General features: G+C 65.0%; 10 protein-coding genes. 8 read left to right on the forward strand and 2 right to left on the reverse strand.

The features are described 5' to 3' along the window. The first annotated feature begins 7 nt into the window (after positions 1-7). A complete protein-coding gene (locus FBY20_RS23590) occupies positions 8-667 on the forward strand; it encodes an imm11 family protein (protein WP_142054898.1) in 660 nt (219 codons plus the stop codon). A 63-nt stretch (positions 668-730) separates the two neighbouring features. Here the strand turns inward: FBY20_RS23590 and FBY20_RS23595 are convergent, their stop codons facing one another. Next, positions 731-2,344, reverse strand: a complete 1,614-nt coding sequence (locus FBY20_RS23595) for an NAD(P)/FAD-dependent oxidoreductase (protein ID WP_142054900.1) — start codon at positions 2,342-2,344, stop codon at positions 731-733. A gap of 349 nt (positions 2,345-2,693) precedes the next feature. On the opposite strand from FBY20_RS23595, the gene FBY20_RS23600 reads away from it, so the two are divergent. From FBY20_RS23600 to FBY20_RS23620, 5 genes are all read left to right on the forward strand, one after another. After that, positions 2,694-3,407: a gluconate 2-dehydrogenase subunit 3 family protein gene (locus tag FBY20_RS23600; protein ID WP_142054901.1), complete on the forward strand. Its 714-nt coding sequence runs from the start codon at positions 2,694-2,696 to the stop codon at positions 3,405-3,407. Between the two features lie 3 nt (positions 3,408-3,410). Beyond that, a complete protein-coding gene (locus FBY20_RS23605; RefSeq protein WP_142054903.1) occupies positions 3,411-5,186 on the forward strand; it encodes a GMC family oxidoreductase in 1,776 nt (591 codons plus the stop codon). A 12-nt stretch (positions 5,187-5,198) separates the two neighbouring features. Next, entirely contained in the window at positions 5,199-6,518 is a 1,320-nt protein-coding gene (locus FBY20_RS23610; RefSeq protein WP_142054905.1) for a cytochrome c, read from the forward strand. A gap of 262 nt (positions 6,519-6,780) precedes the next feature. Then, a complete protein-coding gene (locus FBY20_RS23615) occupies positions 6,781-8,427 on the forward strand; it encodes a VRR-NUC domain-containing protein (RefSeq protein ID WP_056318114.1) in 1,647 nt (548 codons plus the stop codon). After that, entirely contained in the window at positions 8,424-10,694 is a 2,271-nt protein-coding gene (locus FBY20_RS23620) for an ATP-dependent DNA helicase (protein WP_142054907.1), read from the forward strand. Before FBY20_RS23615 ends, FBY20_RS23620 begins: the two co-directional genes overlap by 4 nt. Positions 10,695-10,706: 12 nt before the next feature. Here the strand turns inward: FBY20_RS23620 and FBY20_RS23625 are convergent, their stop codons facing one another. After that, positions 10,707-11,069 (reverse strand): group III truncated hemoglobin, encoded by a 363-nt coding sequence (locus FBY20_RS23625; RefSeq protein ID WP_056318787.1) that lies wholly within the window; start codon positions 11,067-11,069, stop codon positions 10,707-10,709. A 366-nt stretch (positions 11,070-11,435) separates the two neighbouring features. On the opposite strand from FBY20_RS23625, the gene FBY20_RS23630 reads away from it, so the two are divergent. Together FBY20_RS23630 and FBY20_RS23635 are read left to right on the forward strand one after the other, a co-directional pair. Further along, positions 11,436-12,902 (forward strand): amidase, encoded by a 1,467-nt coding sequence (locus FBY20_RS23630; protein ID WP_142054909.1) that lies wholly within the window; start codon positions 11,436-11,438, stop codon positions 12,900-12,902. Positions 12,903-13,154: 252 nt separating this feature from the next. Further along, a complete protein-coding gene (locus FBY20_RS23635) occupies positions 13,155-14,774 on the forward strand; it encodes a methyl-accepting chemotaxis protein (protein ID WP_142054911.1) in 1,620 nt (539 codons plus the stop codon). The last annotated feature ends 7 nt before the right edge of the window (positions 14,775-14,781 follow it).

A 14,781-nucleotide genomic window follows, 5' to 3' on the forward strand; every position in this document is an offset into this window, starting at 1 on the left:
CGTTACGATGGTGAGCCTTGGATCTGCCCCGGAGAATGCTCACGTGATGACGTTTGAATCGCAGAAGGGGAAATACTTCGTCCTCGGCGCGGGCCTTTGGCGTGATGGCATTGGCCCGGGCCTTGTGATCGCCAACGAGGAAAAACTGATTCGGCCCGGCATGTACACGATGGATCCGCCCAACGGCGATCCTACGCAATACTGCGAACGGCCGCACATCGTCCATGTGCCAGAGCAGGGCGGGGCGCCTCGGCAATTCGAGCAGTGGGCCGGCATCTGGATCGTCTCGGAGCCTTTGAAGCGGGTATTCGAATCGGTCGATCCCGAGGCCTTTGTATTCAGCGCTTGCGACTACACGCAGGCCGACGGCTCGCCGGGACCGCAATACTATTTTTGCAATGTGATGCGCACGCTTGATGCGCTGGATGTGGAAGCGTCGCGGGTCAAGAAGAAGTACGACCGGAATTTCCTGACGGGCGAAGACGAGCTGTACTACAGCATCCTGGGCGGCGCCAATCTCGTCTTTCGAGAGGAACGCATCGGCGATGCGCACATTTTTTGCCAGACGCAGATGTCGATCGACCCGGTTTGCGACCGGGTGATGTATGACGCGCTATGCGCTGCGGACCTGGATGGGGTGGATCTGCGGGACGCGGCGGATTTGTGATCGCGAGTGACGCCCGGCGAGTGCGCTGGGCGTCACTGGCGATCTGCGTGTATCCCTGATCCTTTATCCCTGACGGCCCATGATGCTCAACGCCACAGCCTCGGCGATTTTGATCCCGTCCACCCCCGCCGACAGAATCCCGCCCGCGTAACCCGCGCCTTCACCGGCCGGGAACAACCCCTGCGTGTTGATGCTCTGCAGTGTGTCGTTATCGCGCTTGATGCGGATGGGCGAAGAGGTGCGGGTTTCGACGCCGGTCAGTACGGCGTCGGGCATGTTGAAACCCTTGATGGTCTTGTCGAACGCAGGCAGGGCCTCGCGGATCGCGGTGATGGCGAAGTCGGGCAGAGCGGTGGCCAGGTCGGTCAGGTGCACGCCGGGCGTGTACGAGGGCTTGACGGCGCCGAACTCGGTGGATGCCTTGCCGGCGAGAAAGTCGCCCACCAACTGCCCCGGCGCGCTGTAGTCGCGGCCGCCCAGCTCAAACGCCTGCGATTCCCACTTGCGCTGAAAGTCGACGCCAGCCAGCACGTGCTCCGGATAGTCGACCTCAGGCGAAATCCCCACGACGATGCCGGCGTTCGCATTGCGTTCGTTGCGCGAGTACTGGCTCATGCCGTTGGTGACGACGCGGTTCGGTTCGGACGTGGCCGCGACGACTGTGCCGCCGGGGCACATGCAGAAGCTGTAGACGGAGCGGCCGTTGCTGGCGTGATGCACCAGCTTGTAGTCGGCGGCGCCCAGGATGGGGTGACCGGCGTTGGGGCCGAAGCGCGCGCGGTCGATGAGGGATTGCGGGTGTTCGATCCGAAAGCCGATGGAGAAGGGCTTGGCTTCCATGAAGACGCCCTGGTCCAGCAGCATCTGGAAGGTGTCGCGGGCACTGTGGCCGATGGCCAGGACGACGTGGTCGGCTTCGATGTGTTCGCCATTGGCCAGCGTGACGCCAGTGACCTTGCCGTTCTCACGGTGCAACGTTTCAACCCGGCTGGAGAAGCGGACTTCGCCGCCTAGCTTGGTGATGGTGTCGCGCATGACTTCGACCATGCCGACCAGGCGGAATGTGCCGATGTGGGGCTTGCTGACGTAAAGGATTTCCTCGGGCGCGCCGGCCAGGACGAATTCCTTCAGGACCTTTTCGCCGTAGTGCTTGGGGTCCTTGATCTGGCTGTACAACTTGCCGTCCGAGAACGTGCCCGCGCCGCCTTCGCCGAATTGAACGTTGGAATCGGGATTCAGGATGCGCTTGCGCCACAGGCCCCAGGTGTCCTTGGTGCGTTCGCGCACGGCCTTGCCGCGTTCCAGGATGATGGGCTTGAACCCCATCTGCGCCAGGACCAGGCCGGCAAAGAGGCCACAGGGGCCGGTGCCGATGACGATGGGGCGCTTGGCGAGTGTGGCGGGGGCTTGAGCGACGAATTTGTATTCGGTGTCCGGAGACGGCTTGACGTTGCGGTCGTCGTGAAAGCGCTCGAGGATTGCGGCTTCGTTGGCCACGTCCACATCCAGCGCATAGATGAGCAGGATGTTGTGCTTCTTGCGCGCGTCGTAGCTGCGCAGGAAGATGGTGAAGCCGTTCAGGTCGCTGGCCGGAATGCCCAGTTTCTTGAGGATTGCCGCGGGCAGTTCCTCGGGCGTGTGGTTCAACGGCAGCTTGATTTCAGACAGACGCAACATGCTTGGGGTCCAGACAGATGGGCGATCACAACGTCGCCAAACGCGGATTGTACTGGACGGGCGACGACGGTTTTTGTTCACCTTGCTGTCAGAAAGCAATGCATTTCCGATGTTCTTACGTTGTCCTTAATGCAAAAGACTTTTCCACGTCAAGAAATTCCATCTGATACGGTCGAACGAGCGGATCAGAAGCGCATAATGCCGACACCTGCTCTTACGTCCCTTTTCAAAGAGCAGTCTTGATCTTGAGCAAGAAAAGAGCGTGTTGTCACTAGCTCGGGCAGTTCGTGTTTCCAGGTTCATGTTCGGTAGCGCGCTAGGACAACTTGGAATATTCACGGAGATGTCCATGACTGATGACGCACAACCGCGCCGGCGGTTTCTGCAGGCGATGGCCATTGTGCCAGCGTCGACGCTGGCGGTCGGCGGCCTGACCGTCGGCTGTACCAACGCCGCCGACGGCAATGCCGCAAAGGCGGCCAAGGCTTACGAGCCCACCTATTTCACCAAGGCCGAATGGGCCTTCATCGTTGCCGCGGTGGATCATCTGATTCCTGCCGACGAGTACGGTCCAGGCGCCATCGCGGCCGGCGTGCCGGAGTTCATCGATCGTCAGATGGAAACGCCCTTTGGCCACGGCAAGCTGTGGTACATGGACGGACCGTTCCACACCGACCAGGTGCCGGAACTGGGCTACCAGCTCGACCAGAATCCCCGCCAGGTCTATCGCAACGGCATCGAGGCCTGTGATACCTGGTGCGTGAAAACGCACGGCAAGGCATACGCCGAGCTGGACAAGGCCCTGCAGGAACAGATCCTGAAGGACCTGCAGTCGGGCAAGATCGCATTCGAATCCGTGCCGTCCAAGACGTTCTTCAGCTTCCTGCTGGCCAATACCAAGGAAGGCTTCTTTGCCGATCCGATCTACGGCGGCAATAAGAACATGGTGGGCTGGAAGATGGTGGGCTTTCCCGGCGCGCGCGCCGATTTCATGGACTGGGTCGACCAGCCCAACGTGAAGTATCCCTATGGCCCCGTGTCGATCTCTGGGGAGAAGGGTTAAATCATGGCGATCAAGAAAGACAAAGTGGATGCGGTACTGGTCGGGTTCGGCTGGACCGGCGCGATCCTGGGGCAGGAGCTGACCGAAGCGGGCTTGCAGGTGCTGGCGCTGGAGCGCGGCGGCATGCAGGACACGCCCAAGGACGCCGAGTACCCCAAGGTGATCGACGAGCTGAAGTATTCGGTGCGCGGTTATCTGTTCCAGGACATGTCCAAGGAAACCGTGACGATCCGCCATGGCGTGGATGACGTGGCCGTGCCGTACCGCCAGAACGGTTCGTTTCTGTTGGGGACGGGCGTGGGCGGCGCGGGCTTTCACTGGAACGGCATGCACTACCGCGTGCTGCCCGAAGAGCTGGAACTGCGCACCCGCTACGAAACGCGCTACGGCAAGAAGTTCATTCCGGAAGGCATGACGATCCAGGACTTCGGCGTGACCTACGACGAACTGGAACCGTACTTCTCGAAGTTCGAATACGTCTGCGGCACGTCGGGCAAGGCCGGCAACCTGAACGGCAAGATCGTCGAAGGCGGCAACCCGCTGGAAGGCAAGCGCAGCAAGGAATTCCCGCTGCCGCCGCTGGCCACGACCTACGGCGCGTCGCTGTTCGAGAAGGCCGCGCGCGAAGTCGGCTTCAACCCGTATCCCACGCCCGCGGCCAACGCCTCGGGTCCGTACACCAACCCGTACGGCGTGCGCCTGGGCCCCTGCAATTTCTGTGGCTTCTGCGAGAACTACGGCTGCTACATGTATTCGAAGGCCTCGCCGCAGACCACCATTTTGCCGGTGCTGCTGAAGAAGCCCAATTTCGAGCTGCGCACGCGTTCGCAGGTCATCAAGGTCAATCTGGATTCGACCGGCAAGAAGGCCGTGGGCGTAACGTACATCGACGCGGACGGCAACGAGATCGATCAGCCCGCGGATCTGGTGATCCTGTCGGCCTACCAGATGCACAACGTGCGCCTGTTGCTGCTGTCGGGCATCGGCAAGCCGTATGACCCGAAGACCAACGAAGGCGTGGTCGGCAAGAACTACGCGTACCAGATGAACGGCGCGGTCAACGTGCTGTTGCCCAAGGGTACCCAGCTCAACCCCTTCGTCGGCACCGGCGCGGGCGGCGTGGGCATGGACGACTTGAACGGCGACCAGTTCGACCACGGTCCGCTGGGCTTTTTGGGCGGCGCCAGCATCCGCCACGTGCGCTACGGCGGCCGTCCCATCAAGCAGACGCCGACGACGCCGGGCACGCCGACGTGGGGCACGGCCTGGAAGGCGGGCGTTCAGGACGCCTATCAGCGCTTCATGACGATCGGGATTTCCGGTTCGGTGATGTCGTACCGCGACGCCTACCTGTCGCTCGATCCGACGTACAAGGACGCCTATGGTCAGCCGCTCTTGCGCATGACGTTCGACTGGCATGACAACGAGTTCGACATGCTGGGCTACATGGGCAAGCGCATGGAGACCGTGGCCAAGGCCATGAATCCTGAAAAGCACTTCGTCGCCGTGCGCAAGAAGGGCGCCCGTTACGACACGCGCGTCTACCAGAGCACGCACAACACGGGCGGCGCCATCATGGGCTCCAATCCCAAGGAAAGCGTGGTCAACAAGTACCTGCAAAGCTGGGACGTGCCGAACGTGTTCGTGATGGGCGCCTGTGTGTTCCCGCAGAACATGGGCTACAACCCGACCGGTCTGGTCGGCGCGCTGGCCTACTGGGCGGCGCAGGCGATTCGCGACCAGTACCTGAAGAACCCCGGCCCGCTGGTCCAGGCTTAAGGAGACGGAACAATGATCAAGCACACCATTGTTGCGGCCTTCTCGGCCCTCGTTGCCAGCGCCGCGTTCGCGGCCGACGGCACGCCGGCGTCCAGCGACGCGCAGATGATCAAGCAGGGCGAATACCTGTCGCGCGCCGGCGACTGTATCGCCTGCCACACGGCCAAGGGCGGCAAGCCCTTTGCCGGCGGCCTGGGCATCGATTCGCCGCTGGGCATGATCTATTCGACGAACATCACGCCGGATAAGGAAACGGGCATCGGCAATTATTCGTACGAGGACTTCGACCGGGCCGTGCGCCACGGCGTGGCCAAGGACGGACATTCGCTGTACCCGGCCATGCCCTACACCGCGTACGCCAAGGTCACGCCGGAGGATGTGAAGGCCCTATATGCCTACTTCATGCACGGCGTCGAGCCGGTGAAGCAGGAAAACAAGGACACCGACATTGTCTGGCCGATGTCGATGCGTTGGCCGCTGACGGTGTGGCGCTGGATGTTCGCGCCGGACGTTGCGACGGCGCCTGTCACGGTGAACACGAGCGGTGCGGACAAGCAGGCGCTGCTGCGCGGCCAGTACCTCGTCGAGGGCCTGGGCCATTGCAGCACCTGCCACACGCCGCGCGGCGTGGCCTTGCAGGAAAAGGCGCTGACCGACGCGGACGGCTCGGCCTTCCTGTCGGGCGGCGTGGTGGAAGGCTGGCTGGCCAAGAACCTGCGCGGCGACGCGACCGACGGCCTGGGCAGCTGGAGCAAGGAAGACATTGCGACCTTCCTGAAGTCCGGCCGCAACGGTCATTCGGCGGCGTTTGGCGGCATGGCCCAGGTGGTGGAGGACAGCACCCAGCACCTGACCGATGACGACCTGAACGCCATCGCGGTGTACCTGAAGAGCCTGCCGCCCGTGAACAAGGACGCGACCAAGCCGCTGGCCTATGACGAAACCGTGGCGCAAGCGCTGCGGTCCGGCAAGGACACGAGCGACGGCGCGATGGCCTTCCTGAACAACTGCGCGGCCTGCCATCGCAGCACGGGCAAGGGCTATACCGAAACGTTCCCGCAACTGGCATTGAGCTCGACGGTCAACTCGGCCGATCCGGCCTCGCTGATCCACATCGTGCTCAAGGGCGCGCAGATGCCGGGCACGGCCTCGGCGCCCACCGCGTACGCGATGCCGGGCTTCGACTGGCGCATGACCGACAAGGAAGTTGCCGATGTCGTGAGCTTTGTCCGGTCGAGCTGGGGCAACAAGGGCGCGGCGGTCAGCGCGTCCGACGTGGCCAAGGTCCGCAAGGACATCGGCGCGGCGCCGCAACCGGTGCGCGCGCAGTGATGTGACGATGTCGTGATTGACTGTCCCGCCGATTGGCCGGCGGGACGGCAAACGGCGCCGGAGAGCCTGAGGCTTTCCGGCGCCGTTTTTCATGCGTGGGTAGATGAGCCGCCGACCTGCCGAGCTTTCCCTGCGCGAAAGGCGGTGCGGGCAGTTTGGGACGGGCGGCGGGTTGCCGGGCGGCCCCGGGCCTGCGGTTCAGCGAAGACTGCCGGCCTGCTATGATTACTGGATAAATAAACAGTCCAGCCGGCCGCCGCCGATGTTGCCCCCGCACCGTTACTACTATCTGCACAATTTCCAGCGCGCGCTGGCGTGGGTCTCGGACCGTTACGCCGATCTGCTGGACGAGGATGATTGCCGCTTTCTGACGGACTTCGCGGCGTTGCCGCAGGCGTCGCAGGCGTTGATGGTGCGCATGCTGATGCGGCGCGGACCGTGGTTTCGGGCCAGCCGGCTGGTGTACGAAGAGATTCCGGCCGTTGAAGAGGCCGCCGGGCCGCTCGAAGCGCTGGGGTGGCTGGACCGGCGCGCGCCGATGGCGCTGGATGAACTGTTCGTGCTGTTGACCAAGCCCGAGCTCTGCCGGGTGTTCGCCTCGCACGCGGCAGCCAGGCCGGGCGTGCGCAAGGCCGACATGCTTGAAGCGCTGCGCGCCGATCTGACGCAAGCCCGGCCATTTTGCGATTGGGCGCCGCAAACCGCGGAAGCCGTCTGGCGCGTGATGGTGGCGGACCGTTGCGAACGCCTGCGCCTCATGTTCTTCGGCAATCTGCATCAGGATTGGTCGGAGTTCGTGCTGGCGGACCTGGGCGTGTTCCAGTACGAAACGGTGCCGTTCGATGCGGCGTCGCGGGCCTTTCAGACGCGGGCGGACGTGGATTGCTATCTGGCGCTGCACGCCTGCCGCCAGGCGCTGGACGAGGGCGGGGCGGTGGACGATCTGTTGCAGGCGGCGCAGGCGTGCATCAGCGGCAACGCATGGCTGGAAAAGCGCCGCGCCAAGGTGTTGCTGCGCATTGGTCAAGCCTGCGAACGCGCACAGGACTGGGAAGCCGCCCAGCGCGTGTACGCGGCCTGCGGCTATCCTGGCGCGCGGCATCGGCGCATCCGCGTTTATGAAAGGATGCAGCGCTTCGAAGACGCGATGGCGCTGGCCCAGCAAGCCGCCAGCGCGCCCGAAAGCGAGGAAGAAAGCCAGCGCGTGGCACGCATGATGCCGCGGTTGCGGCGCGGGCTGGGGCAGGGCGCGGCGGCACGCGCCGCGGCACCCATCCTGCCGCGCACGGAGCTGGCGCTGGCCCGCCCGGCGCAACCGTCCGCGGTCGAATACGTGACGCGCGATCACCTGCATCACGACGACGCGCCGGTGCACTACGTCGAGAACGCGCTGATCAATTCGCTGTTCGGATTGCTGTGCTGGCCGGCCGTGTTCGCACCGCTGCCGGGCGCGTTCTTTCACCCGTTCCAACGCGGTCCGGCGGATCTGGAAGCGCCGGACTTTCATGCCCGTCGTCAGGCGCAGTTCGAGGCCTGCCTGGCCCTCCTTGATACGCCGGCTTACCGGGACGTGATTCTGCAGCGTTATGCGGACAAGGCCGGTCTGCAGTCGCCGTTCGTGTTCTGGGGCGCCTTGTCAGATGCGTTGCTGGCGCAGGCGCTGGATTGCCTGCCGGCCGCGCACCTGAAGCTTTTCTTCACGCGGCTGCTGCGCGACGTCAAGGGCAACCGCACCGGTCTGCCCGATCTGGTGCGCTTCTGGCCCGCCGAGCGCCGCTATGAACTGATCGAGGTGAAAGGACCGGGCGACAAGCTGCAGGACAACCAGATCCGCTGGCTGCAATATTGCGTCGCGCACGGCATGCCGGTGCGCGTGTGCCACGTGAGCTGGTTGCAGGAGGCCGCATGAGCTATGCGGTGGCGGTGCGGGCGTTGTGCGAATTCACGGCGCGGGCGGGGGATCTGGACTTGCGTTTCACGCCCGCGCCCAGCGGCCTGGAAGGCATGGCTGGCCATGCGGCCGTCACAGGGCGGCGCGGGCCGGACTACGAAACCGAAGTGTCGCTGTCGGGCGTGTTTGGCGATCTGCTGGTCCGGGGGCGTGCCGATGGCTATGACGCTGCAGCCAATCAGCTCGAAGAGATCAAGACCTACCGCGGGCAGTTCGACAGCGTGCGCGAAAACCATCGCGTGGTGCATTGGGCGCAGGCAAAGGTGTACGGCCATCTGCTGTGCCAGGCGCGTGGCCTGGCCGACGTGCGGGTGGCGCTGGTGTACTACAACGTGGCGACCGAGGAAGAGACCGTGCTGGTTGAGACCCACCAGGCGGCCGACCTGGCCGCATTCTTCCAGCTGCAATGCGAGCGTTTCCTGGCGTGGGCCAAGACCGAACTCGCGCACCGGCAGGCGCGCGACGCAGCGCTGGAGACGTTGGCGTTTCCGCATGGCGAATTCCGCGCGGGGCAGCGCGATCTGGCGGTGGCCGTGTACCGCACGGCGCGCGATGGGCGCTGCCTGATGGCTCAGGCGCCCACGGGCATCGGCAAGACGCTGGGGACGATCTTTCCGCTGCTCAAGGCCGGTCCGGGCACAGGCCTGGACAAGGTGTTCTTCCTGGCGGCAAAGGGGTCGGGCCGGGGGCTGGCGGTCGAGGCGCTGGAAACCATCAATGCGCAGCCCGCCAAGCCTGGCTTGCGCATTCTGGATCTGCAAGCGCGCGATAAAAGCTGCGTGCATCCGGATCTGGCTTGCCATGGCGATTCCTGTCCGCTGGCGCGCGGCTTCTACGACCGCCTGCCGCAGGCCCGCGCCGCGGCGCTTGAGTACACGCGGCTGGACGCGCCCGCCGTGCGCGCCACCGCGCTTGAACACGACGTGTGTCCCTACTACCTGTCGCAGGAACTGATCCGCTGGAGCGACGTGGTGGTGGGCGACTACAACTACTACTACGACGCCACGGCCATGCTGCATGCGCTGACGCAGGCGCATCAATGGAAGGTGGCCGTGCTGGTCGACGAGGCCCATAACCTGGTGGATCGTGCGCGGCGCATGTACACCGGCGAACTCGACCAGAGCCGGCTGACCGCCGCGCGGTACGCGGCGCCCAAGGCGCTGAAGAAATCGCTGGACGGGCTGCACCGCTCCTGGAATGCGCTGAACAAGAAGCAGGCCGAACGCTATCAGGCCTACGATGCCGCGCCAGCCGGCGTGCTGACGGCGGTGCAGAAGGCGGTGGCCGCCATCACCGAGTTCATCGGCCAGACGCCGCTGCCGCAGGACGATCCCTTGCTGGGGTTTTATTTCGAGGCGTTGCATTTCATGCGGTTGGCCGAGCAGTTCGGCTCGCACGCGCTATTCGATGTGACGCTTGGCGACGCCGGCGTCAGCAGTGCCAAGACCCCGCCTTCGACGCTGTGCGTGCGCAATGTGATTCCCGCGCCGTATCTGGCCGCCCGGCATGCCGCGGCGCACGCGACGGTGCTGTTCTCCGGCACGCTGAGTCCGCAGCAGTTCTACCGGGACACGCTGGGCCTGCCCAAGGACACCCCGTGGATCGATGTGGCCGCGCCGTTCAAGGCCAACCAGCTGGCGGTGCGCGTCGTGGGCAACGTGTCCACGCGCTTTCGCGATCGCGAACGTTCGCTGGCGCCCATCGCGGACCTGATCGCCCGGCAGTACGGCGAGCGGCCCGGCAATTACCTGGGTTTCCTGAGCAGCTTCGACTATCTGAAACGTGTGGCCGACCTGATGCGGGAACGCCATCCGCACGTGCCGATCTGGTTGCAGACGCCGGGCATGGACGAGCCGGGGCGGGCGGCCTTCCTGGCGCGGTTTACGGAAACGGGGCAGGGGGTGGGGTTTGCGGTGCTGGGCGGCGCGTTCTCGGAAGGCGTGGACCTGCCGGGCAAGCGGCTGATCGGCGCCTTCATTGCGACGCTGGGCCTGCCGCAGGTCAATCCGGTGAACGAGAACATGAAGCGCGCCATGGACATGCGTTATGGCGAGGAGAACGGGTACGACTACACGTACCTGTACCCGGGCATGCAGAAGGTGGTGCAGGCGGCCGGCCGGGTGATCCGGACCGAACACGATGAGGGCACCGTGCACCTCATCGATGACCGCTACCGGCGTGCCAAGGTGCGCGGGCTGTTGCCGGGGTGGTGGCGGGTGGACTGACCTTGCAAGGCGTCAGGCGGGGCGCAGTTCGGTCAGCGGCTGGTTGGGGTCGCGCGACAACTGGTAGCCGTACCACAGGCTGCGGGCCATGCGCTTGGCCATTTCCTGCGCGGCGTCGGCCAGGGCGCGATTGGGCAGGGCGTCGGTGGTTTCGCCAAAAAGCACCAGCCAGCGTTCGAAGAGTTCAGCCTTCAGGTTGGGCATGGCCGCGTGCTTGGGCATGGGCATGCCCGTGAAGCGCCGGGTGCCCAGAATCACGGCGGACCAGAAATCCGAGAGCGTGGACAGGTGCTCGTCCCAGTCGTGGACCATGCCATTGAAGATGGGACCCAGGGCTTCGTCGGCGCGCGCCTTGCCGTAAAAGGTGTGGACCATGTCCTGGATTTCGGCTTCGGTGCAGATGTCGTCGGGGGCGGTGGTGGTCAAGAGGATCTCCGGGCGGGATGGCAGGAGGCGATGTTAGGACGGGGGGCGAATCGCGCGGTTTGACCTGGCGCAATTGTCGGCAGGGTTGCTTGAGCCAATCGTTAAGACCCGCCTGGCGGAAATTGCCGGGATGGGGCTGTGCGGGCTGTCACGCTGGCGGCGTCCGCCGCGCCTGACATCCGGCGCTTTTCCCAGGCGCGGAGCCGCCGATTTGCGTAGTATTGTCGCGATGCGCGCGGCCGGCCGCCGCGCTGCGCCCCATGACAATATGCGCGCCCGGCGGATCCGCGGCGTGCGCCCAGGAGACGAATAGCCATGCCGACTTCCGCCCCGCTCAATGACATCGTGGCCATGCCCGCGCATGCGCTGTCGGACGCCATCCGTGGCCGCCGGGTGTCCTGCCGCGAAGTGATGCAGGCGTATCTGGCGCATATCGACCAGGTCAATCCCAAGCTGAACGCCATCGTCGCGCGCCGCGACAGCGACGAGCTGCTGCGCGAAGCCGATGCGCGCGATGCGCAGCTGGCCGCGGGGCAGTGGCAGGGGTGGCTGCATGGCATGCCGCAGGCGCCCAAGGACCTGACCGCCGTGCGCGGCATGGTCACGTCGATGGGCTCGCTGGTCTACAAGGGCACGGTGACGCAGCATGACTCCATCCTGGTCGAGCGCATGCGCGCCGCCGGCGCAATCTTCATCGGCCGCAGCAATGTGCCGGAGTTCGGCCTGGGCTCGCACACCTACAACCGCGTGTATGGCGCCACCGGCAATCCCTACGACGCCACCAAGACGGCGGGCGGCAGCAGCGGCGGAGCGGCGGCGGCACTGGCCGCGCGCATGCTGCCCGTGGCGGACGGCAGCGACTTTGGCGGTTCGCTGCGCAACCCGGCGGCCTTTTGCAACGTGTACGGCATGCGCCCGTCCGCCGGCCGTGTGCCGTCCGGCCCGTCGCCCGAAGTCTTTCTCAAGCAACTTTCCTACGAAGGCCCGATGGGCCGCACGCCGCGCGACGTGGCCTTGCTGCTGTCGGTGATCGCCGGCCACGACAAGCGCGCGCCGCTGTCGCTGACGGACGATCCGGCTCTGTACGCGCAGCCGCTGGACGCGGACCTTGCAGGCAAGCGGGTCGGCTGGCTGGGCGACTGGGACGGCTACCTGGCGATGGAGCCGGGCATTCTGGACCTGTGCGAGCAGGCGCTGAAGGATCTGGAGACGGCCGGCTGCCAGGTCGACGCCTATCGGGTGCCGTTCGCGGGCGACCGCCTGTGGCGCATCTGGCTGGCGCACCGTCACCTGATGGTGGGCGGGCAGTTCCACGACCTGGTCCACAATCCCGACACGCGAAACCTGGTCAAGCCCGCGCTGATCTGGGAGGTCGAGGGGTTGGAAGGCATGACGGCCCGGCAGGTCTATCAGGCCACGGAAGAACGCAGTGCGTGGTATCAGGCCGTGCTGCGCATGTTTGAAGACGTGGACTTTTTGGCGGTGCCGTCCGCGCAAGTCTTCCCGTTCGACGTCAACCTGGATTGGCCCAAGGAGATCGCGGGGCGGCCCATGGACACGTATCACCGCTGGATGGAAACCGTCACGCCCAGGACGCTGGCCGGTTGCCCGGTCATCAGTGTGCCGGTGGGTTTCAATGCCGATGGGCTGCCGATGGGCATGCAGTTGATTGGTCCGCCCCGGGGCGACCTGGCCGTGCTGCAACTGGCGCACGCCTATGAAAAGGCCCGCGACTGGGTCCAGGACCGGCCGCCGGTCGCGCTGTGGCGCGCCGCCGGCTGACCGCAGATGTAACCGTTCGGACACGCGCGCGATTGATTTTATGTAAGAGACCTTTGCTTTTTTCCGACAAGGCCGCCATGTTTGGCGTTTTCCCGCGTTTTTCATGGCTGCGGCGCGGCACCTTTGTAATAATTGTCGAAATTTCCCATATTCCCGTAAAAAACGCCGGGTGCGGCTTGGCCGGCGCGGGAATAACCCAGGGGCGTCCCGGCAGGGCGTCGACGAGTCGATTTAGGACAAAGGTCTCCCGGTATGAAGAATGTGACGCTCCGCCAAAGAATCCTGGTCAGTTTCCTGGCCATTCTGGCCATCATGACGCTGATGGTGGTGGTGGACTACCGGCGGCTCCTGCATGTCGAAGCAGAGGCCCAGATGATCAACAACGACGCGGTGCCGGGCATCTACTACAGCACGTCGATCCGGGCGTCGTGGTTCGCCGGCTTCGTCGTGGTGCAGGACGCGTTCAATGCGCCGACCGAGGCCGACCGCCGTGTCGCGCTGGAAGCCCTGCCGCGTAACGACCAGCAGCTTGAAGAGAACATCGAGTTCTACCGGCGCACGATTTCCCGGCAGGACGACCAACAGATGTTCGACGCGTTCCAGAAAGAGTTGCAGGAGTACAAGCGCATCCGCACCGAGATCCTGTCGCCCGCGGTGGCGGCGGACGCGGCGCGAGCCCAGGCGCGCATCGTGAGCGAACTGCGCCCGTCGTTCTACCGGGGGCGCGACGTCCTGGCAAGGATGGTGAGCGAAAACAAGAAGCAGGCCGACGATGCCGCGGTCAGCATTCAGCAATCCGTGGAAGCGGCCGAAACCGGGATGCTGGTGTCGCTGGTGATGGCCATTGCCGCGTCGATCGTGTGCGGCTACCTGCTCATGCGCGCCATCGCCAACCCCATGCGCGACATCGTCAAGACGCTGGAAGCCACCGGCAGCGGCGATCTGACCCGGCGCCTGAAGCTGGCGCGCAAGGACGAATTCAACGCCATCGAAACGGGTTTCAACGGCATGGTCGACGAACTGACCGGCCTGGTGGGCAGGACGCAGCGGTCGGCCGTGCAGGTGGCCACGTCGGTGACGGAAATTGCCGCGACGTCCAAGCAGCAGCAGGCCACCGCGTCGGAAGTGGCCGCCACCACGACTGAAATCGGCGCCACCTCGCGTGAGATCTCGGCTACGTCGCGCGAACTGGTGCGCACCATGACCGAAGTCTCCAGCGCGGCCGAGCAGACCGCCACGCTGGCGGGCAGCGGCCAGGTGGGGCTGGCGCGCATGGAAGACACGATGCGCAACGTTGTCGGGGCAGCGGGCTCGGTCAACGCCAAGCTGGCGGTGCTGAATGAAAAGGCCGGCAATATCACGCAGGTGGTGACCACGATCACCAAGGTTGCGGACCAGACCAATCTGTTGTCGCTGAACGCGGCGATCGAGGCCGAGAAGGCCGGCGAGTACGGCCGCGGGTTTGTCGTGGTGGCCACCGAGATCCGCCGCCTTGCGGACCAGACGGCCGTGGCCACCTACGACATCGAGCAGATGGTGCGCGAGATCCAGTCGTCGGTGTCGGCCGGCGTGATGGGCATGGACAAGTTCTCCGAGGAAGTGCGCCGCGGCATGGCCGACATGCAGCAGGTGGGCGACCAGCTGTCGCAGATCATCCAGCAGGTGCAGACGCTGGCGCCCCGCGTGCAGATGGTCAATGAAGGCATGCAGGCCCAGGCCACCGGCGCCGAACAGATCAACCAGGCTTTGCAGCAGCTCAGCGACGCGGCCCAGCAGACGGTGGAGTCGCTGCGGCAGTCCAGCCTTGCCATCGAAGAACTGACGCTGGTGGCCAATGACCTGCGCAGCGGCGTGTCGCGCTTCAAGGTGTGATCGCGTC

This window comes from Achromobacter sp. SLBN-14 (assembly GCF_006715415.1).
Taxonomy (GTDB): Bacteria; Pseudomonadota; Gammaproteobacteria; order Burkholderiales; family Burkholderiaceae_B; genus Achromobacter; species Achromobacter mucicolens.